Source organism: Sphingomonas sp. (assembly GCF_035998645.1).
In the GTDB taxonomy this organism is placed as follows: domain Bacteria; phylum Pseudomonadota; class Alphaproteobacteria; order Sphingomonadales; family Sphingomonadaceae; genus Sphingomonas.
Window position 1 is genome coordinate 316,272 of record NZ_DASYHL010000004.1, and the last position, 24,446, is coordinate 340,717.

Consider the following 24,446-nt stretch of genomic DNA (forward strand, 5'->3'; position numbering starts at 1 on the left):
TAGGGAGAATATGGTCGGAGGCCAGCCCCTATCAGCGGGCGAAATCGACCGCGCGGAAGGTGCCGACGCCGCCGCGCGCCATGATGTAGAGCACGACCGATTCTGCACCCGATGCCTTGGCCGCGTTGACCAGGCGGGCGAAGTCCGCCGGCGTTTCGATCGGCTGGCGGTTGACCGAGGTGATGACGAGGCCGCGGGTCAGCTGCTTCTGCGCCGCATCGCTCGCCGGATCGACGCCGACAACGACAACGCCCTTGGTCGCCGGATCGACGCCGATGGTGCGCGCGATCTGAGGCGTCAGCGCGGTGACGCTGATGCCAAGCGAGGCGGGGCCGGCCTGAGTCGCGTCGTCGCCGCCGGGTGCACCTTCATCGGCGTCGGGGTCGAAGCCGCCCAGCTGCTCCTCGGGCGGACGCTTGCCGACCGTGACCTGGACCGTCACCGGCTTGCCGTCGCGGATCAGCTCGACCGGGATCCGTGTGCCCGGGTTCACGCGTGCGGCCAGGTAGGAGAGCGTCTGATCGGGGGTCACGTCCTTGCCGTCGATCTTGACGATGACGTCGCCCTGCTTGATCCCGGCCTTGGCTGCGGCCTCGCCCGGCTCGACCCGGCTGATCAGCTCGCCCTTGCCCTTGGGTACGCCGAACGACTTGGCGAGGTCGTCGGTCAGCGGCTGGATGCCGACGCCGAGATAGCCACGCTCGACCGTGCTGCCCTTCATCAAGGTTTCGATGATCGGTCGGGCTTCACTCGCGGGGATGGCGAAGCCAATGCCGACATTGCCGCCGGTCGGCGAGAGAATCTGTGAATTGATGCCGATCACACTGCCGTTCAGGTCGAACAGCGGACCACCCGAATTTCCACGGTTGATCGAAGCGTCAGTCTGGATGAACCGATCCAACGGCCCCGGCTGTCCGGTCGCGCGATGCACTGCCGAGATGATGCCCGCAGTCACCGATCCGCCAAGGCCGAACGGGTTGCCGATTGCGACGACCCAGTCGCCAACGCGCGACTGGTTCGAGTCGCCGAGGCGAACGAAGGGCAGGTTGGCCCCTTCGATCTTGAGCACCGCAAGATCGGTGGCAGGATCGCGTCCAACCAGCTTGGCAGTATATTCGCGGCGATCAGCCAGCGTCACCTTGATCGATTCGACCACCGCGCCGCGCTGACCCGCCGAAATCACATGGTTGTTCGTGACGACATAGCCATCGGCCGAGATCAGGAAGCCCGAGCCGAGCGATTCGGCCTGGCGGGTGACGGGACGGCCACCGCTGCCGCCCTGCTGTCCGCCGAACAGGTCGCCGAACGGCGTGCCCGCAAACGGGTTGGTCTGGACCTGCACCCGCTGGGTGGTCGAGATGTTGACGACGGCAGGCTGGAGCTTGGCGACCATGTCGGCAAAGCTCATCGGCGCGCCGGCGCGCGGGACGGCAGCCTGGATCGCGCCGGGTTCGTTCTGCGCGGTCTGCGCGCCGGCCGGGTTCTGAAGCACAAGCGCCGCGCTCGCGCCGCCAATCAGGAGCGCGGAAGTGATCGCATAGGCATAGCGCACGGGAGTGGTTCCTTTGGTCATCTGGCCCTTGGAGTTGCGGCCCATTCCGGGCGTTGGTTCGGTCATGGGTGTATTACTCGCCTCAAATAGCTGAACGGCGATTGAATATGAACGAACCGACAGCCGTTGGGGTCCGGATCATTCCTGACGCCGAAGCCAGGACCTTAACGGCCCTGACCCCGGAATTCGCGCAGATAGTCATTGTCCGGCGACAGGATGATCGACGTTTCGCCCATCGGGTCGCGGCCATTGCCGATAAAGGTGGTGCGATAGGACTGCATCGCGCGCCAGAAATCGTAGAATTGCGGGTCCTTGTTGAACGCCGCCGCATAGATTTCCGCTGCCTTCGCATCGGCTTCTGCGCGGATGATCGTGGCGTCCTTCTGACCGTTGGCGCGGATCGTCGTCGCTTCCTGCTGCCGCGCGGTGGCCATGCGGTTGAGTGCCGACTGCAGCGGGCTGCCCTCCGGCAGGTTGGCCTGCTTGATCCGGACATCGACGATCTCGACGCCATACTGGCTGGCATAGCGCTGGAGACCGGCCTGGATATTGTCCATCACCGCCGTCCGCTCGGGGCTGAGCAGCGACGCGAAGGTGCGCTTGCCGAGTTCGGCACGCAGGGCCGAACCGAACAGCGGCTGAAGCTGGTCGGCGACGCGGCGTTCGGTCCCCGCCGTCACCACCATGCGCAGCGGATCGACGACGCGGAAGCGGGCAAAGGCGTCGACTTCGAGGCGCAGCTGATCGGTCGAAAGCACCGGCTGGTTCTCAAGCTCGATGTCGAGCACGCGCTTGTCCACCCACACCACGCGCTGGAGGAACGGTACCTTAACCTGAATCCCGGCGCCGGTGTTGCGGCCGAATTGTTCGCCCGGCTGGTATTTGTTGATCGTGCGCACCGGCTGTTCGAGCTGCAGGATCACGGCCTGCTTGGTCTCGTCAACGATGAAGACCGTGTTGAACAGGACGAACAGCAAGGCGAGGGCGAGCCCGCCGAACAGGACGGGGCGGTTGAGGATGGTGTTCACTGTGCGCCTCCCTGCTGCTGCGCCGGCTGGGCCGGTTGCGCCGCCTGACCTTGCTGGACCTGCGGTTGCACGGGGGCACCGCGCGCCGCCGGGAGCGGAAGATAGGGCGTCACGCCGCGCGTCTCGACCACGGTCTTGTTCGACTTGGCCAGCACCGCTTCCATGGTCTCGTAATAGAGACGGCGGCGGGTCACTTCGGGGGCGAGCCGGTACTGTTCATAGATCTTGTCGAACTCGGTCGCCGCACCCTGTGCGCCGGCGAGCACCTGCTGGGCATAGGCGCGCGCCTGGTTGCGGTCGCCCTCTGCCGCCTGTTGCGCGGCCGTAACCTGCTTGAAGGCTTCGTCCACGGCGGCCGGGGCCGATGCGTTCTTGATCGACACGCCGCGCACGCGCACGCCCGAATTATATTCGTCGAGGATCGCCTGCATCGTCTGCTGCACGCGCGCCTCGATCACGGTGCGGCCGGGGCCGATCGCGTCGTTGAGCGTGACGCCTGCGACCGCGGCCCGCATCGCGCTTTCCGCTGTCGCGCGCACCGTCGTGGTCGGCTCGGCGATCTGGAAGACGAAGTCCTCCGGATTGGCGATGTCCCAACGGACTGCGTAGGCGAGATCGACGATGTTCTGATCCTGGGTCAGCATCAGATTCTCGCCGCTACCCTGCGGGAAATCCTCGTTGGTGATCTTCTGGACGTTGACCTTCTCAACCGTCGCGATCGGGGCGGGCAGGGTCATGCCAATGCCCGGCTCCATGGTGTAGGCATAGCGGCCGAGCAGCTTGACCACGCCACGCTGTTCGGGGGTGATGACATGGACGCTGGTAAAGGCGATCCAGGCGAGCACGAGCAGGCCGATCGCGACCAGCACGACCGGGCGGCTGGGCATGCCGGTGGGCAGCCCGCCGCGACCGCCGCCGCCGCTTCCGCCGCCGCCCTTGCGGGCGCGCTTGAGGAAATCGTCGAGGCTGCTGACGTTCGATTTGCCGCCGCGTTTGCCCTCGGGCGGAAACGCCCAGGGGTTGCGCGGCCCGCCGCTATCACCCCCTGAGCCGTCGCCGCCGCTTTTGTCGCCGCTGCCGCCGCCCCAGGGGCCCTTGTTCTCGTTCCACAGCGCGCCGCCAAATCCGGTAGCGCGCGCGATCCAGCCATTCAGTCTCGCCATGTCTGTCTTTATAGGGACCGCGCGGCGGATTTACAGTGGCAGCGATCGAAAGCCGTCCTATGTCGCGCGCCATGACCGATCAGACCGAACTTCAGGCCATCCTCGCCCCCATCGCCGCCGGACGCGCCAGCGTGCGGGTGGAGGGCGCGCGTGCCAGCATCATCCTCGACGTGACCGGACTCCCCGAAGGCGCGCAGGATGCGCTGGAGGCCGATTTGCGTGCAGCGGCCAGCGTGCCGGGAATCGACGAGGTGCGAATCGCACGGACGGCGCAGCGGGTGACCCGCCGGCTGATCGCGGTGGCAAGCGGGAAGGGCGGGGTGGGCAAGTCCACCGTCTCGGCCAATCTCGCCATCGCGCTGGCGCGGGCGGGGCGGAAGGTCGGGCTGGTCGATGCCGATATCTATGGCCCGTCGCAGCCCAAGCTGATGGGCGTCGAAGGGCGCAAGCCGGTCGCGCATGACAAGAAGCTGGTCCCGCTCGCCACCGCTTATGGCGTGCCGATGCTGTCGATGGGCGGGCTGGTCGAGGAGGGGCAGGCGATTGCCTGGCGCGGGCCGATGGCGGCGGGCGCGCTGACCCAGCTGGTCGATGCGAACTGGGGCGCGGCGGATACGTTGGTGCTCGACCTGCCGCCCGGCACTGGCGACGTGCAGCTGACGATGATCCAGAAGCATCGCCCGACCGGCGCGGTGATCGTCTCGACCCCGCAGGATCTGGCGCTGATCGACGCGACTCGGGCGATCGACCTGTTCGCCAAGGCGGGCATTCCGGTGATCGGGATCGTCGAGAATATGGCGGGCTATGCCTGCCCGCATTGCGGCGAGGTGTCGGACCCGTTCGGGCGCGGCGGGGCAGAGGCGGCGGCTGAGCGGCTGGGCGTGCCATTCCTTGGGCGCATCCCGCTCGATATCGCGATTCGCACGGCTTCGGACGCAGGCACGCCCCCCGCTGCCGGGAACGGGGTCGAGGGCGCGGCGTTTGCTGAGGTGGCCGGGAAGGTGAATGCCTGGCTGGACACCCAGAAAGGCTGAACCATGCCGATGACCGACGATGCCGACATCAAGGCGCTGCTGGAGGGCGCGCGGACCATTGCGTTGGTCGGGGCGAGCGACCGGCCGGATCGGCCGAGCTATCGGGTGATGGCGATGCTGCAGGAGCACGGCTATCGCGTCATCCCGGTCAATCCGCAGATTACTGGCGAGCATCTGCACGGCGAATTCGTCTTCCGGGAGCTCGCCCAGATCGGCGAGCCGATCGACATTGTCGACATCTTCCGGCGGCCGATTGCTGCTGGCGAGGCGGTGGATGAGGCGATTGCGGTGGGGGCCAAGGCGGTGTGGATGCAGCTTGGCGTGATCAACGAAGAAGCCGCCGCGCGGGCCGAGGCGGCGGGGTTGAAGGTTGTGATGGACCGGTGCCCGGCGATCGAGATTCCGCGGCTAGGCGTCGCCGAGATCGCGCAGGGTGGCAACTAGCCGCTCGACGTCGCGGGCGTCGTGGTAGAGGCCGAAGCCGATTCGCAGCACATCGCCGCGCACGTCGGTGATGATGTCCTGCTCCATCAGCGCCGCTTTCCAGGCTGGGGCATCGGTTGAACGCAGCGCGAGGAAACGGGCGCGGGGGTCGCTGCCGGGGTTAAGCAATTCGGCGTCGGCGAGTGGCGTTCCGGGCAAGCTGGCGAGGAGCTGTTCGCGTAGCGGCGTGATGTGCGCGTTGATCGCTGTGGTCGTCAGTACTTCTTCGGCCAGCATGTCGCGGATGGCGACGAAGCGGTAGATACCGCTGGGGTCGAAGGTCGATCCCATGAAGCGCATGGCATCGGCGGCGTAACCGATCCGGCCGGGCGGCGGGGCTTCGAGATCGGCGAATTCGGCGTACCAGCCGGTGATTTCGGGGCGCGGTCCGAAGCCGGGCGGGCAGTGGAGAAAGGCGACGCCTTCGCCGGCCATCGCGTATTTATAGCCGCCGGCAGTGTAGAAGATGCGGTCGGCGACCGTCGACAGGTCGGTCTTCATCGCCATGAAGCCGTGATAGCCGTCGACGACTACCCATGGACCGTCGGGCCGGGCGAGCGTGGCGAGGTCGGCGATGGCCCCGAACACCGCGCCGGTTTCAAACATCACGTGGCTGACGAAGATCAGGTCGTGGGTCCCGCTGCGTGCGGCGGCGAGGAAGCGGGCTCCGAAGTCTCCACCGCGTGCCACCGTTTCTAGCGTGATGCGGCCGCTTTCGATCCAGCGCTGGGCCTGACGGCGGAAGCTGTGAAACTCGCCATCGCTGGCGAGGACCCGCAGCGGACGTTCGGCGCGTGCGGAGACGACACGCAGGATCAGGTCGTGGGTATTGCCAGCGAAGATTACCGACGACGGGTCGGGCAGGCTGAGTTCGGCGGCGACATGGGCCTGCGCGGCGGGCCAGATCTCGCCCATCACCCGGTCCCATTTGCGGTCGGCGAGGCGGGCGGCGTCCTGCCAGGCGGCCTGATGTCCGACGAACGAGGCGTCGGGCCAGAGGTGATGGCTGTGCGCGGCGAAGTGCAGCCGGTCGGGCGCTGCGGCGAGCGAACGCTGAAAGAGATGCTTGTAAGAGGTCACAGCAGCGTTCTCAGCGTCCAGAGTTCGGGGAAAGCGCGCTTGGTCAGGGTGGACTGGAGATAGGACGCGCCGGGGGTGCCGCCCGTGCCGGGCTTCATGCCGATGACGCGGGTGACGGTCAGCACATGCTTGTGCCGCCAGGTCGCCAGCGCGTCGTCGATATCGACCAGCTTTTCGGCGAGCTGGTACAGCTCCCAATGCGTTCCCGGCTCGCGATAGACCTTGGCCCATGCGGCCTCGACCTGTGGATTGGCCTCGTAAGGTTTGGCCCAGTCGCGGTTCAGCGCGGCTTCGGGCAGGTCGAACCCCGCGCGGGCGAGCGCGGCATTGGCTTCGTCCCACAGGCTTGGGTTTGCGCCATAACGCTCGGTCAGCGGCCCCGGCACCCCGCCGCCGCGCAGCCCCAGCATCGTTTCGACGGCGCGAAACTGGTCCGACTGGAACCCGCTGCTCGACCCCAGCACGTCGCGGAAGCGGGTGTAATCGCTCGGCGTCATCGTGGTCAGGATTTCCCACGACAAGGTCATCACCGCCTGAATCCGGCTGACGCGGGCAAGGCCCTTATACGCCTCAACCAGCCGATCACCGCGAACGAGGTGGAGTGCGACCTCCAGCTCGGCGATCATCTGTTTGAGCCAGAGTTCCTTGGTCTGATGGATGACGATGAACAGCAGCTCGTCATGCTCGTCCGAAATCGGATGCTGCGCGGTGAGCAGCTGGTCGAGCGCGAGGTAGCGCCCGTAAGTCATCGGTTCGGTCATGCCGGTGCTCCTGCGGCAAAACTGACGACAATGCTGACAAAAAATGCGTGTGTACGGGCGGTGTCAGCCGGGGCGGGGGCAGGGGTTGGTCGCATGCGATACGGGTTAGCGCATCACATGCCCTGTAGGAAAACCGTTTCTGCGCCCCGCGCGCCGATCAATCCCGCAGCAGTTCGTTGATCCCGGTCTTGCTGCGGGTCTGGGCGTCGACGGTCTTGACGATCACGGCGCAGTAGAGGCCCGGGCCGCCGTCCTTGCCGGGGAGGGTGCCGGGGACGACCACGGCGTAGGGGGGCACTTCGCCGCGATAGATGTGGCCGGTGGCGCGGTCGACGATCTTGGTGCTCGCGCCCAAATAGACGCCCATCGACAGGACCGCGCCCTCGCCGACGCGGACGCCTTCGGCCACTTCGGCGCGGGCGCCGATGAACGCGCCGTCGCCGATGATCACCGGATCGGCCTGAAGCGGTTCGAGCACGCCGCCGATGCCGACGCCGCCGGAGAGGTGGACGTTCTTGCCGATCTGCGCGCAGCTGCCGACGGTTGCCCAGGTGTCGACCATCGTGCCTTCACCGACGAACGCGCCGATGTTCACGAAGCTGGGCATCAGCACGACATTGCGGCCGATATGCGCGCCGTGGCGCACGACGCTGCCCGGCACCTGGCGGAAGCCGGCAGCGCGGAAGGCGGCATCGTCCCAGCCGGCGGTCTTGAGCGGCACCTTGTCGAAGCCGCCATGGCCGACCGCATTGTCGTTGAGGCGGAACGAGAGGAGCACGGCTTTCTTGAGCCACTGATTGACCTGCCAGCCGCCGTTGACCGGCTCGGCGACGCGTGCGGCACCGCTGTCGAGCAGGTTCAGCGCCTCGGCCACAGCCTCACGCACCGCGCCGGTGGTGGCGAGCGAGATGTTGGCGCGGTCTTCCCAGGCGGCGTCGATCGTGGCGGCGAGGTCGGTCATGGATGCTCCTGAATGGTTTCGAGCCAGTGGCAAATGTCGTGGGTGATATGGTCGATGAAGCTGCGGTCGGCGTCAGGCGCCTGTTCCGAGCCATTGTCGACCCAGACGGTGGTCATACCGATCGCCTTGGCCGGGGCGAGGTTGCGCGCCATATCCTCGACGAACAGCGCGCGCTTCGGGTCGATGCGATAGGCTTCGCAGACGCTGGCGTAGGCGTGCGGGTGCGGCTTGGGGTGGTAGCTGCTGGCGTGGACGTCGTGGATCGCCTCGAAATGCTCACGGATGCCGAGGCGGTCGAGCACCTTTTGCGCATAGGGCGCGTCGGCGTTGGTGAAGACCAGCTTGCGCCCCGGCAGCTTGGCGATTGCGGCGGCGAGCGGGGCGTTGTGTTCGAGGATGTCGATCTCGATGTCATGGACGTCGGCGAGATATTCGTACGGATCGACGCCATGATCGGCCATCAGCCCGGCGAGCGTGGTGCCGTGGCTGATGAAATAGTCCTTTTGCACGCGGTGCGCGGCGTCCGGATCGAGGTTCAGCAGCCGCGCGACATAGGCGCCGATGCGCGCATTCATCTGCGGAAACAGGTCGGCGCTGCCCGGATAGAGCGTGTTGTCGAGGTCGAACAACCAGGCGTCGATATGGGCGAGGTCGGGGCGCATGGCGGGGCGTTTAGGGGGGATGGGGGCGGAGGGGAAGAAGGAGAAAGTTGGGCTCGCACAAAGGCACGAAGCCACGAAGGGTGTGCGCTCTATTCCTCCCCCAGCTCGCTGGGGGAGGTGGCATCGCGCAGCGATGACGGAGGGGCCGCCCCGCAGAGGGCGGAATTTTGCCGAGCTGCTTACGGCTGTCTGCGCAGCCGCCCCTCCACCACTCGCTTCGCGAGCGGTCCCCCTCCCCTGCTGCGCAGGGGAGGAATTGTTGGCGGACGGGTAGCCCATCTTGAGTGGCAAAACGCAACTGGCCTTCCCATCTCTGTGGTTATGACAGCCTATTCCCTGCTCGACCTCGTCCCGATCCTTCAGGGTGGCACCGCCAGCCAGTCCTTTGCCGCCGCCGCCGATCTGGCACGGCATGCGGAGGCGGAGGGCTTCTCCCGCTATTGGGTGGCCGAGCACCACGGCATGGCCGGGATTGCGAGCGCGGCGACGGCGGTGGTGATTGCGCATGTCGGGGCGGCGACATCGACCATTCGCGTGGGCGCGGGCGGGATCATGTTGCCCAATCATGCGCCGCTGGTGATTGCCGAACAGTTCGGCACGCTCGACGCGCTGTTTCCCGGGCGGATCGATCTGGGGTTGGGGCGTGCGCCGGGGAGCGACATGACCGTGGCGCGGGCGCTGCGCCGGACGCTGGAGAGCAGCCCGGACGGCTTCCCGCGCGATGTGATGGAGCTGCAAAGCTATTTCGCCGATGACGGCCAGACCGGCATTCGCGCGGTGCCGGGTGGTGGTGCCAAGCCCGAATTGTGGATTTTGGGCTCGAGCCTGTATGGCGCGCAGCTCGCCGCGGCGCTGGGGCTGCCCTATGCGTTCGCGTCGCATTTCGCGCCGGGGGCGCTGGATGAGGCGCTGGAGGTGTATCGCCGCCAGTTCCGCCCGTCGGCAGTGCTTGACCAGCCCTATGCGATGGCCGGGTTCAACGTGTTCGCTGCCGATACGGATGCGGAGGCGGAGCTGCTCGCCAGTTCGATGCAGCAGGCGTTTGTCGCACTGCGCACTACCGGGACCGGGGTGCCGTTGCCGCCGCCGGTGCCGGGCTATCGCGACAGCCTGCCGCCACAGGCGCGGGCGATGCTCGACCATGTGCTGGAATGCACCGCGATCGGCGGGCCGGATGCGATCCGCGCGGGGCTGAAGGGCTTTATCGCGCGGACCGGGGTGGATGAGGTGATGCTGACCAGTTCGATCTTTGACCCTGAGGCGCGCAAGAAAAGCATCGCGATCGCCGCCGCCGCGATGCGCCATCTGGCCGCCTGAATCCCGCCTGAATTGGTCGCCACCACGACGAGCGGGGGCTGTTCAGGGGGCTGAACGAAGGAGTTGCCGGCACGTGTCCGCATCCAAGCCAGCCATACGGTGCCATCTCGGCATCCACCGCCCGCGCCGCCGCGACCGTCCCGGCCGGGGCGAGTTCGAGACCCAGTGCCGTGATTGCGGGTGCGATTTGGTGTTGAGCCCGGTGACGGGGCGGTGGCGGTTTTCTGGAGTAATGGGCTAGCGCGGCTCGCTATTCCGCCATCGACCCCCCTCCCTTTCAGGAGGGGAATTGAAGGTCGGTTCCTAGAGCGAATTTTCAGCCTGCCGCCGCCGCCGGAAGTCGCAGGCGCACCATCAACCCGCCGAGATCTTCGCTTTCCTCGAGCGTGACGGTGCCGTCGTATATCTCCGCGACGTCGCGGACGATGGCGAGGCCGAGGCCGGTGCCGGGCTTGCCGGTGTCGAGCCGCACGCCGCGGTCGAAGATGCGGATGCGGTCGGGTTCGGGGATGCCGGTGCCGTCATCCTCGATCAGGATTTCGACAAAGCCAGCCTCGATCCGCACGGTCACGAACACGCTGCCCCCGCCATATTTGGCGGCGTTTTCGACGAGGTTGCCCATGATCTCGTCAAGATCCTGACGCTCGATATGTGCGACCAAATCCTTTGGTCCGTCGGTGTCGATGCGGACATGGGGGTAGAGGCGGGCGACCGCGCGCTCGACCGATTCGACGCTGGGCCAGACGGGCGCGCGGCTGTGCGCGCTGCCGCGACGACCGACTGCGCGGGCGCGGGCGAGATGGTGGTCGACCTGACGGCGCATCGTCCGCGCCTCACGCACTACCGTGGTCGGCAGGTCGTCGGACTGGGCAGTCGCGGCGTTCATGATGACGGTCAGCGGGGTCTTGAGCGCATGGGCGAGGTTGCCGGCGTGGCGGCGTGCTTCCTCGGCCTGGCGGTCGTTATGGGCGACAAGGCCGTTCAGTTCTTCGACCAATGGCGCGACTTCGGCGGGCATCGCCCCTTCGATCCGGGGCGTCTCGCCGGTGCGGAGTTTCTGGATCGCGATGCGCAGCTTGCGCAGCGGGAGCAGGCCGTACCAGGTCTGCAGCGCGGCCATCGCGATCAGCCCGGCGGCGAGGAGCAGGAAGCTGCGTACCAGCGTCTTGCGTAGCGCGGCGATCTGCGCGTCGAGCACTTCGCGCGTCTGGGCGACCTGAAAGCGCCAGCGCACCGGCGATCCGGGCAGGCGCACGTCGCGCTCCACCACGCGCAGCTTCTGGTCCATCTGCGTCGAATCATATGAATGCAGGTCGAGGTCGTCATGCGCCTGCCCGGCATCGAGACGGCGGTCCCACAGCGAGCGTGAGGGGAACGGCTCATAGCCCGGCCCAGACACCTGCCAGTACAGGCCCGAATAGGGTTCGAGGAAGCGTTGGTCGGACAGCTGACGGTTGAACGCGACCTTGCCCTCGGCATCGAGTTCGGCCGAGACGATCAGCGCGTCGAGCAGATATTCGAGCCCGTCGTCGAAATTGCGCGTGACCGCTCCGGTCAACACGCGATCGAGCGCGAAGCCACCGCCAACGAGGAGCAACGAGATCCACGCCGCCGCGATCAGGATCATGCGGCGGCTGAGCGATCCGGTGCTGGGCGTGTAGGTGCGGGGAGCGGGGTCGCCGGGACGCGTTTCGATCGGCGCTGCCACGTCCTGCGCCGGCGCGCGGCGCAGCAAGAATTTCACGCGATCGAGCATCAATCCCCCTCCCGCTTGCGGGAGGGGTTAGGGGAGGGCCTGTCCAAACGGAGCACGGCCTGATGTGACAGGCCCTCCCCCGACCCATTACCGGGTGAACAGCGCCCCGCGCTGTTCAGGCCATGCCGGGGGCATGGCCGACCCGGTAATCGCAAGCGGGAGGGGAGAAGAGGTCGCTTAAGCACCGGCCTCCGCCGGTTCCTCGAGGCTGTAGCCAAGGCCACGGATCGTAGTGATGACGTCGGCGCCCAGTTTCTTGCGGATGCGCGTCACGAACACCTCGATCGTGTTCGAATCGCGGTCGAAATCCTGATCGTAGATATGTTCGATCAACTCGGTGCGGCTGACCACCTTGCCCTTGTGATGGAGCAGATAGGACAGCAGCTTATATTCCTGCGCGGTCAGCTTCACCGGGTCGCCGGCCTTGGTCACCTTGCCCGAGCGCGTGTCGAGGCGGATGTCGCCCGCGATCAGTTCGGCGCTGGCATTGCCCGATGCGCGGCGGATCAGCGCGCGGAGGCGGGCGATCAGCTCCTCCGACTGGAACGGCTTGGCGACATAATCGTCGGCGCCGGCGTCGAGCCCGGCAACCTTGTCCGACCAGCTGTCGCGCGCGGTGAGCACGAGCACCGGGGTGGTCTTGCCTTCCTTGCGCCAGCGGTCGAGCACGGTCAGTCCGTCCACTTCGGGCAGGCCGAGGTCGAGGACGATCGCGTCGTAATTTTCGGTCGAGCCGAGGAAATGGCCTTCCTCGCCATCGCTCGCGGTGTCGACGGCATAGCCCGCGCCTTCGAGCGTGGACTGGAGCTGGTTGCGGAGATTGGGTTCGTCCTCGACGATCAGAACGCGCATCGTGTTTCCCTCTTTATCGCCGGTTCAGCCGCCGGAACGGCTCATCACCTGACCGGTGCGGCCGTCGACATCGACCCAGATGACGTTTCCATTGCGCAGGAACTTCAGCGTGTAAATGCCGGTTCCCGAATCGAAGTCGAAGCCGAGATAGCGGGCGCCCTGACGCTCCATCTGTGGCACCACCCGCGCTTCGATCGCGCGTAGCGGCAACAGCTTGCCCTGAACGCGGCCCGCACGCGCAGCCTCCTGGTCGCTGCGCCGATCCTGCGGCGTAGCGTGAACCGGGGCAGCGGCGGCGAGAAACGCGCCGAGACAAAGGACACCAAACATCTTCATGACTTGGATGGCATAGCCCCGCCGCGTTGAACAGCCCGTGAATGCGGCCGAAAGGCGGCTGAAAGCATCGGGCTGCGCGCGCGGCTTGCCCGATGGGCTGCGTGGCCCTACCTGCCCCCGCCATGGCTGCACCTGTATTATCCTATGAAAAGCTCGGCCTGATCCAGGGATCGGGCTGGTTGTTTCGCGAACTCGACATCCATATCGGCGCGCGCGACCGGCTGGCGCTGATCGGGCGCAACGGCGCGGGCAAGACGACCTTGCTCAAGCTGATCGCGGGCCAGGTCGATGCGGACGAGGGGCGGCGGACGATTCAGCCGGGCACGCGCGTCGTGATGCTGGAGCAGGAGCCGCGCATGGCGGGCTGTGTTACGCTGATGGACTATGTCCTGTCGGGCGACGACGCGCCGGTGCGGCATGAGGCCGAGGCGATTGCGGATCAGCTCGGCATCGACCTGTCGCGCGAGGCGGCGACTGCGTCGGGCGGCGAGCGGCGGCGGGCGGGCATCGCGCGCGCGCTGGCGCAGGATCCCGACGTGCTGCTGCTCGACGAGCCGACCAACCATCTCGACATTCATGCGATCGAATGGCTGGAAGAATGGCTGACCCGCTATCGCGGCGCGTTTGTAGTGATCAGCCATGACCGTACGTTTCTAACCCGTCTGACGCGGCAGACCCTGTGGCTCGACCGCGGGTCGATGCGGCGCGCGGAAGTCGGCTTTGGCGGGTTCGAGGCGTGGACCGATCAGGTCTATGCCGAGGAGCAGCGCGCGGCCGAGAAGCTCGACGCGCGGCTGAAGCTGGAGGAGCATTGGCTGCAGCGCGGGGTCACCGGGCGGCGCAAGCGCAACCAGGGGCGGCTGACCAAGCTGTATGAGATGCGTGCCGAACGCGCGGCGATGACCGGGCCGGCGGGCGCGGCGAACCTGACCACCGCATCGGACGATTCAAAGACCAAGGTGGTGATCGACGCCAAGGGAGCGTCCAAATCCTATGGCGACCGCCCGATCATCCGCGACCTGACGCTGCGCATCACGCGCGGCGACCGCATCGGCATCGTCGGCAAGAATGGCGCGGGCAAGTCGACCTTGCTCAAGCTGCTGACCGGCGAGATCGAGCCCGATACGGGAAGCGTGAAGCGCGCCAAGACGCTCGACGCGGTGATCATCGACCAGCAGCGCAGCCGGATGCAGCCCGACAAGACGGTGCGCGAAGTCGTCGCCGATGGCGGCGAGTGGGTCGATGTGCTCGGCGTGCGCAAGCATATCCACGGCTATCTCAAGGAGTTCCTGTTCGCGCCCGAGATGGTCGAGGCGAAGGTGGGGACGCTGTCGGGTGGCGAGCGCTCGCGGCTGTTGCTGGCGCGGGAATTTGCGCGGCCGTCGAACCTGATGGTGCTGGACGAGCCGACCAACGACCTCGACCTTGAGACGCTCGACCTGCTGCAGGAAGTGATCGCGGATTATGACGGCACGGTGCTGATCGTCAGCCACGACCGCGACTTTCTCGACCGCACGGTGACGATGACGATCGGGCTCGACGGGTCGGGCACGGTTGACATGGTGGTCGGCGGCTATGCCGATTGGGAAGCCAAGCGGAAGGTTCGGACCGAGTCGAAAAAGGCTGCGCTCAAGACTGCGCCAGTGGCGGAAACGCCCAAGGCGCGGACCAAGCTGACCTATAAGGACCAGCGTGATTACGACCTGCTGCCCAAGCGGATCGAGGAGCTGGACGCTGGGATAGCGCGCGATGAAGCGGCGCTGGCCGATCCGGAGCTGTATGCGAAGAACCCGAAGAAATTCGATGCGCTGATGGCGGCGATTGCCAAGGCGCGCGACGAGAAGGATGCGGCGGAATTGCGCTGGCTGGAGCTGGCGGAGATGGTTGAGGGGTTGGGGTGAGTTAAAAATCCTCCCCGGAACGGGGAGGGGGACCATCCGAAGGATGGTGGAGGGGGCCCGAGGCAAGCGAGTCGGTTCGCGGAGGGCCCCCTCCGTCAGCGCTGCGCGCTGCCACCTCCCCGTTCCGGGGAGGATTTAAACCGGCACCACCACGTCGATTGCGCGTTCGGCCACACGCACCGTCACCGGCACGCGCGCGAGCACTTCGCCGTCGATCGAGATGCTGCGGCGTGGGCGGGCGTCCAGTTTCAGCTCGGCACCGCGAAACTCTTCGACCAGTTTCTCGCGGCCGCGCAGGCGGAAGAAGCGGGCATACCAGTCCCACGCCAGTCGCCAGCGGTTGCGGCCGGTGACGACCTGAATCATCATCTCGCCGCTTTCGACGCTGGCCTCGTCGCTCATCACCACGCCGCCGTGGAATTTGCCGTTGAGGATGCGGACCTCGCTCGCCCACATGCGGTGCGGCCCGCGCGCGTCGGTGACGGTGACGCGGAACGGGCGGAAGCGGGCGAAGCACCACAGTGCCCAGGCGAGATAGCCGACGCGGCCCAGATATTTCTTGAGGTTATGCGGCACCGTCCTGCCGATCATCGGCGACAGGCCCATCGCGGCGGCGTTGGCAAAATAGTCGCCGTCGATCATGCCGAGATCAACGCGCCGGCGCTTGCCGGTCGCAATAGTGGAGATCGCGCCGTCGAGGTCGAGCGGAATGCCGAGCGTGCGCGCGAAGCTGTTGGCGGTGCCAAGCGGCAGTACGGCGAACACGACATCCTTGCCAACGACATCATCGACCACGCCCGACAGCGACCCGTCGCCGCCGCCGACGATGACCATTGGCGCGCCGCTGCGGATCGCGTCGCGGACGGTGTCGTCGAGCAGATCGGGGTCCTTCACCGGATGCGCGGCGATCAGGCGGATGCCGGCCGCTTCGATCTTTTGCCGCGCAGACTCGAACAGGGCTTCGCCGCGCCGTGACTTGGCGTTGACGATCAGCACGGCTTCGCGCGGGACGGGCAGGGTCGTTGTCATCGCGCAATAACTGCGTGGGGGCTGGGAAGGTCCATCGCCCGATCAGTAAAGCAGCACACGTTCGTCAATCTCCCGGAACACCGGCAGGTCGAGCGTGGCGGTGTCGGCCCAGCCGACATGGACGACGTCCTCGAAATACCAGCGGTCATGGTCGCCGTCCGATTTGGAATTGCAGCGCAACGTAACCCGCTGGCCGAAGGGCAGGCGCACGATCCATCCGTCGAGATGGGGTCGATGCGGTGCGCGGTTGGCCGCGTTGAAGCGCAACCAGAGATGATCGCTGCCCTCCATCCGCGTGGCGAGCGGGACGCGCCAGTCCTCGATCTCGCCCAAAGCGCCATAGCTGGTGGCTGGCACAAAGCGGTCGCGCGCCTGATAGTCGATTCGTTGATACCAGCCCCGTTCACGTTCGCCGGGCGGGTCGAAGGGCAGTTCGCGGGGCAGGGCGTTGCGGATGCCCGACCCGGGCATGCCGCGTGTCGCCTTGTCCCAATGGATATGGACATGCTGGATGGCGAGCTGCCCCCTCACAGGCGCTTGCCGTGTCGCCCGGCGAGATCGACGACATATTGCCACGCGACGCGGCCCGAGCGGCTGCCGCGCCGGGTCGCCCAGTTGATCGCCTCCGCCGCGTCGAAGGGCAGGCCGTGGTCGGCGGCATAGGTCTGGACGATCGCGACATAGGTGTCCTGATCGATCGCGTGGAAGCCGAGGCTGAGGCCGAAGCGGTCGGCGAGCGCAAGGCTGTCGTCGATGCTGTCGCGCGGGTTGATCGCGCTCGACTGTTCCTCGAGGTTGCGGGGGATCAGGTGCCGGCGGTTGGAGGTAACGAACAGGCGGGCGTTGGCGGGGCGTGCCTCGGCCCCTCCCTCGAGCAGCGAGCGCAGCGCGCGGCCGTCCGATGCTGCGTCGAAACCGAGATCGTCGAGGAAGATGACGAACGCGCGCTGTGCTTCGGCGAGCAGGGCGAACAGGGTGGGGAGGGTGTCGAGCGCGTCGGCCTGTGCCTCGACCAGCGCGACGCTTCCGCCTTCGGCCTGAACGGCGGCGATAGCGGCCTTGCTCAGCGCCGATTTGCCGGTGCCGCGTGCGCCCCACAGCAGTGCGTCATGGGCGGGAAGACCGGCGGCGAGGCGGCGGACATTTTCGACCAGCGTCGCCTTTTGCGCGTCGATCCCGACCAGTTCGGACAGCGGCAGCGGCGCGAAGGCGCGGGCGGGCTGGAGGAAATTCCGGTGCCAGACATAGGCGGGATGCGCGGTCAGGTCCGGCGCGGGCGGCGGTGGCGGCGCCAGCCGTTCGAGCGCGGCGGCGATGCGGTCCAGCGGGTCGGTCATCGGCCCGAGGGCTAGGGGGTGGGGCGGGGGAAGGCAATGCTCATTCCTCCCCTGAGCTGGCTCAGGGGAGGGGGACCGCCGGCGAAGCCGGTGGTGGAGGGGCGGCTGCGCAGACAGCCGGGAACATCTCGGCAAAATTCCGCCGTCTGGCGACGGCGACCCCTCCACCACCGCTTCGCGGCGGTCCCCCTCCCCCAGCGAGCTGGGGAGGAATTGGGTCAGGCCAGCTTCGCCAGCAGCGCCTCTGCCGCGCCCTTGTCGGTGAAACCGGGGATGGCGAGTGCGGCGCGGGTTTCGGTCACGGCCTCGGCCTTGCGGCCGGCATCGGCATAGGCCTGCGCCAGTTGCCAGCGCAGCATCGGGTGGCGCGGGGCGAGGGTTACGGCCTTGCGCAACAGCTCGATCCCGCCCTTGTCATCGCCGCCCTGCGCCAGCGCCCATCCCATGGCACCCGCGACTGCGGGGTTGCTCGGGGCGATGAGATAGGCCGCTTCGGCATAGCGCGCGGCGCGGTCGGGCTCGCCCGCGCCGCCATAGGCGAAGGCGAGTTCGGCCAGCAGTGCCGCGTCGCGATTGCCGATACGCAGACGGATCGCTTCGAGCGAATCGATCGCCGCGTCGAAATCGCCCGCCGCCGCCTGCCAGTGCGCGGACAGGCGCAGCGCCGACAGGTTGAACGGGTTTTGCGACAGGAACAGCGCGAGCGTCGTGGACGCCGTCTGGCGCTGGCCCGAGCGGTCGAGTGCTTCGACCAGCCGCAGCATTGCCGGTTCGTCGAAGCGGATGCCGGCGGCGGTCTTGTACCATGGCACCGCGTCGGCTGGGCGTTTGAGCAGCATCAGCACGTCGCCGACCAGACTGGCCGATGCGGGGGCGCCGGGGTTGCGGCGGGCGACGGCCTCGGCGCGGGCGAGCGCTTCGGCGCCGCGTCCTTGCTCGATCAGTCCGCGCAGCAGCGGGAGCAGCGTTTTCGGATCGTCGCCGCCGGCTTTGCCTGCTGCGGCGGCGAGGATCGGGAGCGAATCGTCCGAGCTGAACCAGTCGGGATTGTCGCGTACGGGAAGGGCCGCCCGGTCGAAATAGCGCGCCGCTTCGGCGCGCTCGCCGATCCGCTCATAGCCGCGCGCGACAAGGGTGAGCGCATAGGTGTCGGCGTCGCCGCGCGCGACGACCGGGCGCAGCACGTCGATGCCGTTCTTGGATGCGTCCGCGCGGAGCAACGCGGTCGCGAGCAATTTGCGCGCGCCGATGTTCATCGGTTGCAGGGTGATCAGGGTGCGGAGTTTCTCGATCGCGCGGGCATAGGCGCCCTCTTCCAGATCGAGCGCACCGCCGAGCAGCAGGCCGCCGGGCAGCTGGCCGACACCGCCGCCGGCGCGGGTCAGCAGCTGGCGGGCGAGGTCGAAGCGCTGGGCACGGGCGGCGAGCACGGCCTGAAGATACAGCGCCTGCGGGCTGCGCGGGCGGACCTCCATCGCGCGGCGGGTGAGGTCGAGCATCGCGCGCGTCTGGCCGGCATCGCCGAGCGTCGCGGCATACTGGATCAGGGTTGCGTGGCGATAGGGATCGCGCTGCAACGCGCGATCGAACCAGGGGAGTGATGCGACGAGGCCATATTGAGTGCGGACCAGCTCGCCGCGCAGCAGCAGCGCGTCGGTATTGCCCTTGTCGAGATCGACCGCCTTCGCGCCCGCCTCGATCGCGCCGACCACGTCGCCGGCGTTGAAGCGGAAGCGGCCGAGTTCGGTCCAGGCGTCGGCGCTTTGCGGGGCGAGGCGGATCGCGGCCATCGCCGAATCCTGTGCCGCAGCGAGGTTGCCGCCCGCGACATAGGCGCGGGTCTGGACGCGCAAGGCGTAGAGGCGGTCGGCCTGCGGCGCCTTGCGGCTTTCGATCAAAGCACGGCGCGGGTCGCCCTGCAGCAGGATCGCGTGCGCCATCAGCGCATGGGTGCGGGCGGGCTGGATGCCGCTGTCGAGCGCACGGCGGAGCGAGGCTTCGGCGGCGACGCCCTCGTCGAGCGCGAGGTTGGCGCGGGCGAGCGCCAGATGCGCCTCGCCCCAAGCCGGGTCGGCGCGGACCGCACTGAATGCCTGACTGCGCGCGGCCGAAGCGTTGCTGGCCTTGAGATAGGCTTCGCTGCGCGCCAGTGCCTCCCGCGCGGCGGCGGGGTCGGGGCCGTCGGTGACGACCGATTTGAACGCGAAGATCGCGACGGCGAAGGCGGCAAGGCACAGACCGAAGACGACGGCGCGGCGCAGCGTGATGCTGCGGCGTGCGCGGGCTTCGCTCGATCGGCGGCGGCGGCGGGGTTCAGGGCTGGAGGTCATAGGCCTTCATCAGGTCATAGAGGGTGGGGCGGCTGATCCCGAGCAGGCGCGCGGTGCCGGAGATATTGCCTTCGGCTCGGGCCAGCGCATGAGCGATGGCGCGGCGATCGGCGGCTTCGCGGATCGCCTTGAGGTTGATCGGTTCCGCTACCGCGGCGGGCGCCAGGTCGAGATCGGCTGCGGTGACGAGCTTGCCATCGGCCATGATCGTCGCGCGCTTCACGCGGTTTTCCAGTTCGCGGACGTTGCCCGGCCAGTGCCAGGCGTCGATCGCGTCGAGCGCATCGGGGGCGAAGCTTTTCGCGGGCAGCTTCATCGCGGTTGCATGCTTGTGCAGCAGATGGCGCGCGAGCAGGCCGGCATCGCCGGGGCGCTCGGCAAGGCTGGGGATGCGCACGACGATCTCGGCGAGGCGGTAATAGAGATCCTCGCGGAAGCTGTTCGCGGCGACCATACCGTCCACGTCCTGATGGGTCGCGCAGACGACTCGGGTGTCGACCGGGATCGGTTTGCGTCCGCCGATGCGCTCGATCACGCGCTCCTGCAGAAAGCGGAGCAGCTTGACCTGGAGCGGGAGCGGCACGTCGCCGATTTCGTCGAGGAACAGGGTGCCGCCCTGCGCCTGTTCGATCTTGCCCTCGGTCGTCTTGACCGCACCGGTGAACGCGCCCTTCTCATGGCCGAACAGTTCGGATTCGAGCAGGGTTTCGGGGATCGCGGCGCAGTTGATCGCGACGAACGCGCCCTTGCGCCCGCTCGCGTCGTGCAGACCGCGCGCGAGCAGTTCCTTGCCGGTGCCGCTCGCGCCGAGCAGCATGACCGAGACATCGGCGGGGGCGACGCGCTCGATCGTGCGGGTGACCTTGAGCATCTCGGGCGCGCCGGTGATGATCCCGCCCAGCGCATTGCCGTTCTCGGCGCGCGCGGCGAGGCGGCGGTTTTCGGCTTCGAGCGCATGGACGTGAAAGGCGCGCGCGACGATCAGGCCGAGCGCATCGATGTCGATCGGCTTCTGGTAGAAGTCCCACGCCCCCATCGCGATGGCGCGCAGCATCGATTCATGCGCGCCATGGCCGGACGCGACGATCACCTTGGTATCGGGCTTGAGCGCGAGGATCGCTTCGAGCACCGCGAACCCCTCGCTGGTGCCGTCGGGATCGGGCGGCAGGCCGAGGTCGAGCGTGACCACCGCGGGTTCCTCGGCGCGGAGCAGCGCGATGGCGCTTTCGCGGTCGCCGGCGGGCAGGATCTGATAGCCCTCATAGGCCCAGCGCAGCTGGCGCTGGAGGCCGGGGTCGTCCTCCACGATCAGCAATTTGGGGAGCGGGGCGGGCTTGTCGGTCATGCGGCGTTTCCAAGGGCATTGGTGTCGGCGCGGGCGGCGCGCAGGGTCACGCGGAAGCGGCTGCCGCGCCCCTCCGCGCTCGATACGTCGAGGCGCCCGCCCATCTCTTCGGTCAGCTTGCGCGCCTCGAACGCGCCGATGCCGAAGCCGCCGGGCTTGGACGAGACGAACGGGCGGAACAGCTTTTCGCGGATGAAGGCGGGCGACATGCCGCAGCCGCGGTCGATCACATCGATCGCGACCGCATCGCCCAGCTCGGCGATGGCGAGGGTGACGCGCAAATCGGGGGCGCTGGCATCGATCGCGTTCTGGACGAGATGGCCGAGCAGGGTTTCGAGGCGGGCGGGATCGGCGATGGCGATTGGGTCGCCTTTGCTGACCACTTCGATCGGGTGGCTCGCCTCACGGCTGCGGGCGAGGCGGCGGAGCAGCGGGGCGAGCGGCATCGCGACGGGCGGGTCGGTGCGCGCGCGGTGATGCTGCGACAGGCGCGCGAGCAGGTCGTTCATGCGGCCCGACGAATCCTGCAGCGTCGCGACCATGTCGGCGCGGAATTCGGGATTGTCGGCATGGCGTTCGGCGTTGCGCGCGACGAGGGTGAGCTGGCTCACCAGATTCTTGATGTCGTGCATGATGAAGGCGAAGCGGCGGTTGAACTCGTCGAAGCGCTCGGCCTCGGCCAGCGCTTCCTGCGCGCGTTCCTCGGCGATGTGGCTGGCGACCTGGCGGCCGGCAGCCTTGAGCAGGTCGAAATCCTCCCAGTCGAGCGCGCGCGGGACCGGCGGACGGGCGAGTACGATCGCCCCGGCGAGGCGCTGCTGGTGCGGCAGCGGCACGACGACCCACGCCTGATCCCACGCGCGGATCGATGGCGGCACCGCATCGGCGCCTTCGCCGGTGTCGAGTTCGATGACATGACCCGGATCGACCCGGTCGAGCTGCCAGCTTTCGCCATAGGCGGCGGGCAGGTCAGCGCGCGCGACGTTCCATCCTGCGCCGACGGTCAGGCAGTTGCCCTGCGGCAGCAGCAGCACGCCGGCGGGGGAATCGGTAAGGTCCGCCAGCGCCTTGACGATACGTTCGTCGAGCGAGGCCGCGCCGTCGGGCTCGCCCAGCGTTTCGGTGAAGCGCATCCATTCGGCGCGATAGTCGTAGCGGTGGCGGAAGAAATGCTTGGCGAGCTTGACCTTGATCCACGCGCGCAACCACGAGCTGGACACGAGCGTCAGGATCGCGGCGGTCGATCCGAAGACGAAGGCGGTCTGGAGCAGCCGGGCGTTGGGGCCACCGATCGCCGCGAGCGCGCTGGTGGCCGCGGCAAGCAGCGCGACATAGACCCCGATCGCGACGAGCGAGAGCGTCTGGTAGATGACGGTGCGCGACATCTCGACCGGTCGCTCGCCGCGACGCTGAAGCCCGGCGGCAATCGCCATCGCGATCAACGCCAGCGCGAAGCCGCGCACCGCAACCAGCTGAAGCGGCCAGCGTTCGACCAGCCAGGCGACGGCGAGCAGGTTGATGTCGACCAGCCACATTGCGCCGAGCGCGAGGATGACAGGGCGCACCGCGTGGCTCTGGCGCGGCGCGAGTGCGCTGTGCTGGCCCTGCACCAGCAGCAAGGCGGCGACCGTCGCCAGCATCTTGAGCAACAATGCCGCGTCGAGCACCGGGCGCGGAAGGTCGCTGGCGGCGCTGTTCAGCACGTCGAGCGTCGTGGCCATCAGGATCACGACGGCAACGACGCCGAACACCGTGCCGATCGCGGCGGGTGGCCGCTCGATCGCGCCGCTGCGGTAGAGCGCGACCATGAAACCGAACCAGGCGAGCGTGCGTGCGGCGCCGGCGATCTGGGTCATCAGATCGCTCTCACCGATCCCGGCGACTGCGAGCGCCCATAGCGCGGTCATCGCCAGCGCCGCGATCAGCGGGATGCGCGGCATCGCCGCCCCGTCGCTGCGCAGCGCCCACAGGCCGAGTGCGCCGAACAACAAGGCAGCGAGCGCGTGGCCCCAGAGGATCAGCGTCGCCAGCATGAAGTTAACGCGCCCCGTCGGGGAACAGCACCACGCGCAGCGTCTGGAGCAGGATCAGCAGGTCGAGGAAGGGCGAGTAGTTCTTGGCGTAATACAGGTCATATTCCAGCTTCTGCCGGCTGTCCTCGATCGACGCGCCATAGGGGTAGTTGATCTGCGCCCAGCCGGTGATCCCCGGCTTCACCATGTGGCGTTCGGCATAATAGGGCAGCTGCTGTTCGAGATCCTCGACGAACTGGGGGCGTTCGGGGCGCGGGCCGACGAAGCTCATTTCGCCCTTCAGCACGCTCCAGCATTGCGGCAGTTCGTCGATGCGGACCTTGCGGATGAAGTTGCCGACGCGGGTGATGCGCGGATCGTCCTTGGCGGCCCAGACCGCCTTGCCCGCGACCTCGGCATCCTGCCGCATCGAGCGGAGTTTGATGATGTCGAAGCCCTGGCCGTAGAGGCCGACGCGACGCTGGCGGTAGAAGGCGGGGCCCTTGCTCTCCAGCTTCACCGCGAGCGCGCCGAGCAGGATCACGGGCAGGGTCAGCGCGAGCAGGATCACGCTGGCGGCGATGTCGAACAGGCGCTTGAACATGCTCGACAGCATCCGCCCGGAGGAGAAGCCGTCGGAGAAGATCAGCCAGCTGGGATTGACTGACTGGAGGTCGACGCGGCCGGTTTCGCGTTCGAGGAAGGTCGAGATTTCGTTGACGTGCACGCCGGTGGTCTTGATCCGCAACAGATCCTTGAGCGGGAGCGCGTTGCGGCGTTCCTCGAGCGCGAGCACCACTTCGCTGGCGTTGAGCAGCACAACATGGTCGGCGAGGTTGTAGATCGCGTCGCGCGCGATGGCTTCGGGGATCACGCGGTTCGCCTCGCTCATCGAGACATAGCCGACGACGACGAAGCCCGATCCGGGCTTCTTGGACAGCACCTTGAGCCGTTCGGCGCGCGGGCCGGCACCCAGCACCACGACGCGGCGCTTGAATACCTGGCTGCCCAAGGTCTTGCCGAGCAGGATGCGCAGCGCGAACAGGGCGACGAACGCGGCGAGCATCGCGTAGAGCAGGTTCGAGCGCCAGAAGGTCAGCGCCGGAACCAGGAAGAAGATCACCGACAGGAAGATCGTGCCGAGCGACACCGCGACCAGCAGCCGCGCGGTGGCGACGCGGTTCGACTGAAGCGAGTCCGCGCCATAGACCCCGACCGCGATCATCGCGAGTTCGAGGCTGGCGACGAAGCTCAACATCTGGGGGATGCGCGTGACGATCGGATCGACGTCCATGCCGATCTGCTGCGCGCGGTAGATCCAGCCGAATTCGGCCGATGCGAACAGCAGCACGACGTCGAACAGCGCCAGCAACAGCACCGCATTTGGAATATAGTGTTTGAACAAGCGGATCATGCGTTGGGAGCCTAATGCGCGAGTGTAAACAAATCCGACACCGGCCCCCGATGTCGGCGAAATTGACGAAGAAATGCTGAACGGGCGGAAACC

At 67.5% G+C, this 24,446-nt stretch carries 21 protein-coding genes; 4 read left to right on the forward strand and 17 right to left on the reverse strand.

The window, feature by feature from the left end; genetic code table 11:
• Positions 1-31: 31 nt before the first annotated feature.
• The 3 genes from VGN66_RS10990 to VGN66_RS11000 form a co-directional block, all read right to left on the reverse strand.
• Positions 32-1,573, reverse strand: a complete 1,542-nt coding sequence (locus VGN66_RS10990) for a Do family serine endopeptidase (RefSeq protein WP_414713214.1) — start codon at positions 1,571-1,573, stop codon at positions 32-34.
• A 143-nt stretch (positions 1,574-1,716) separates the two neighbouring features.
• Positions 1,717-2,580, reverse strand: a complete 864-nt coding sequence (locus tag VGN66_RS10995) for a protease modulator HflC (RefSeq protein WP_327518860.1) — start codon at positions 2,578-2,580, stop codon at positions 1,717-1,719.
• Positions 2,577-3,743, reverse strand: a complete 1,167-nt coding sequence (locus VGN66_RS11000; protein ID WP_327518861.1) for a protease modulator HflK — start codon at positions 3,741-3,743, stop codon at positions 2,577-2,579. The genes VGN66_RS10995 and VGN66_RS11000 overlap by 4 nt, the downstream gene beginning before the upstream one ends.
• A gap of 71 nt (positions 3,744-3,814) precedes the next feature.
• On the opposite strand from VGN66_RS11000, the gene VGN66_RS11005 reads away from it, so the two are divergent.
• Together VGN66_RS11005 and VGN66_RS11010 are read left to right on the forward strand one after the other, a co-directional pair.
• Entirely contained in the window at positions 3,815-4,777 is a 963-nt protein-coding gene (locus tag VGN66_RS11005) for a P-loop NTPase (RefSeq protein ID WP_327518862.1), read from the forward strand.
• Positions 4,778-4,780: 3 nt separating this feature from the next.
• Entirely contained in the window at positions 4,781-5,221 is a 441-nt protein-coding gene (locus VGN66_RS11010; protein WP_327518863.1) for a CoA-binding protein, read from the forward strand.
• Here VGN66_RS11010 and VGN66_RS11015 read toward each other — a convergent pair.
• From VGN66_RS11015 to VGN66_RS11030, 4 genes are all read right to left on the reverse strand, one after another.
• Positions 5,186-6,340: an aminotransferase class V-fold PLP-dependent enzyme gene (locus VGN66_RS11015; RefSeq protein ID WP_327518864.1), complete on the reverse strand. Its 1,155-nt coding sequence runs from the start codon at positions 6,338-6,340 to the stop codon at positions 5,186-5,188. The two genes, VGN66_RS11010 and VGN66_RS11015, sit on opposite strands and share 36 nt — an antisense overlap.
• Entirely contained in the window at positions 6,337-7,101 is a 765-nt protein-coding gene (locus tag VGN66_RS11020; RefSeq protein ID WP_327518865.1) for a tryptophan 2,3-dioxygenase, read from the reverse strand. Before VGN66_RS11020 ends, VGN66_RS11015 begins: the two co-directional genes overlap by 4 nt.
• Positions 7,102-7,258: 157 nt before the next feature.
• Complete coding sequence (dapD, locus tag VGN66_RS11025; protein ID WP_327518866.1) at positions 7,259-8,062, reverse strand: 2,3,4,5-tetrahydropyridine-2,6-dicarboxylate N-succinyltransferase; 804 nt, start codon at positions 8,060-8,062, stop codon at positions 7,259-7,261.
• The gene (locus VGN66_RS11030; protein ID WP_327518867.1) at positions 8,059-8,724 is read right to left on the reverse strand and encodes a pyrimidine 5'-nucleotidase; all 666 of its coding nucleotides are present in this window, start codon (positions 8,722-8,724) and stop codon (positions 8,059-8,061) included. The genes dapD and VGN66_RS11030 overlap by 4 nt, the downstream gene beginning before the upstream one ends.
• A 321-nt stretch (positions 8,725-9,045) precedes the next feature.
• Here VGN66_RS11030 and VGN66_RS11035 point away from each other — a divergent pair, with 321 nt between their 5' ends.
• Complete coding sequence (locus tag VGN66_RS11035) at positions 9,046-10,041, forward strand: LLM class flavin-dependent oxidoreductase (RefSeq protein ID WP_327518868.1); 996 nt, start codon at positions 9,046-9,048, stop codon at positions 10,039-10,041.
• A 316-nt stretch (positions 10,042-10,357) separates the two neighbouring features.
• Here VGN66_RS11035 and VGN66_RS11040 read toward each other — a convergent pair whose 3' ends face one another.
• The 3 genes from VGN66_RS11040 to VGN66_RS11050 form a co-directional block, all read right to left on the reverse strand.
• Positions 10,358-11,797, reverse strand: a complete 1,440-nt coding sequence (locus tag VGN66_RS11040) for an ATP-binding protein (protein WP_414713204.1) — start codon at positions 11,795-11,797, stop codon at positions 10,358-10,360.
• A 177-nt stretch (positions 11,798-11,974) separates the two neighbouring features.
• Positions 11,975-12,649: a response regulator transcription factor gene (locus VGN66_RS11045; RefSeq protein ID WP_224921079.1), complete on the reverse strand. Its 675-nt coding sequence runs from the start codon at positions 12,647-12,649 to the stop codon at positions 11,975-11,977.
• 24 nt (positions 12,650-12,673) lie between these two features.
• On the reverse strand, positions 12,674-12,979 hold the full coding sequence (locus VGN66_RS11050; RefSeq protein WP_414713205.1) for a hypothetical protein: 306 nt from the start codon (positions 12,977-12,979) through the stop codon (positions 12,674-12,676).
• 128 nt (positions 12,980-13,107) lie between these two features.
• On the opposite strand from VGN66_RS11050, the gene VGN66_RS11055 reads away from it, so the two are divergent.
• Complete coding sequence (locus VGN66_RS11055; RefSeq protein WP_327518870.1) at positions 13,108-14,886, forward strand: ABC-F family ATP-binding cassette domain-containing protein; 1,779 nt, start codon at positions 13,108-13,110, stop codon at positions 14,884-14,886.
• A gap of 135 nt (positions 14,887-15,021) precedes the next feature.
• Here VGN66_RS11055 and VGN66_RS11060 read toward each other — a convergent pair whose 3' ends face one another.
• The 7 genes from VGN66_RS11060 to VGN66_RS11090 form a co-directional block, all read right to left on the reverse strand.
• Positions 15,022-15,915 carry a diacylglycerol/lipid kinase family protein gene (locus VGN66_RS11060; RefSeq protein ID WP_327518871.1) on the reverse strand — a complete coding sequence of 298 codons (894 nt, stop codon included), beginning with the start codon at positions 15,913-15,915 and terminating at the stop codon, positions 15,022-15,024.
• Positions 15,916-15,957: 42 nt separating this feature from the next.
• Positions 15,958-16,446, reverse strand: coding sequence for a hypothetical protein (locus VGN66_RS11065; RefSeq protein ID WP_327518872.1), 489 nt, complete (start codon positions 16,444-16,446; stop codon positions 15,958-15,960).
• Positions 16,443-17,252 carry an ATP-binding protein gene (locus tag VGN66_RS11070; protein WP_327518873.1) on the reverse strand — a complete coding sequence of 270 codons (810 nt, stop codon included), beginning with the start codon at positions 17,250-17,252 and terminating at the stop codon, positions 16,443-16,445. Before VGN66_RS11070 ends, VGN66_RS11065 begins: the two co-directional genes overlap by 4 nt.
• A gap of 218 nt (positions 17,253-17,470) precedes the next feature.
• Positions 17,471-19,582, reverse strand: a complete 2,112-nt coding sequence (locus VGN66_RS11075) for a tetratricopeptide repeat protein (protein ID WP_327518874.1) — start codon at positions 19,580-19,582, stop codon at positions 17,471-17,473.
• Positions 19,566-20,927, reverse strand: a complete 1,362-nt coding sequence (prsR, locus tag VGN66_RS11080) for a PEP-CTERM-box response regulator transcription factor (RefSeq protein ID WP_327518875.1) — start codon at positions 20,925-20,927, stop codon at positions 19,566-19,568. The genes VGN66_RS11075 and prsR overlap by 17 nt, the downstream gene beginning before the upstream one ends.
• Positions 20,924-22,960, reverse strand: a complete 2,037-nt coding sequence (prsK, locus tag VGN66_RS11085; protein WP_327518876.1) for an XrtA/PEP-CTERM system histidine kinase PrsK — start codon at positions 22,958-22,960, stop codon at positions 20,924-20,926. Before prsK ends, prsR begins: the two co-directional genes overlap by 4 nt.
• Before the next feature lie 4 nt (positions 22,961-22,964).
• The gene (locus tag VGN66_RS11090; protein ID WP_327518877.1) at positions 22,965-24,353 is read right to left on the reverse strand and encodes a TIGR03013 family XrtA/PEP-CTERM system glycosyltransferase; all 1,389 of its coding nucleotides are present in this window, start codon (positions 24,351-24,353) and stop codon (positions 22,965-22,967) included.
• Positions 24,354-24,446: the final 93 nt, after the last annotated feature.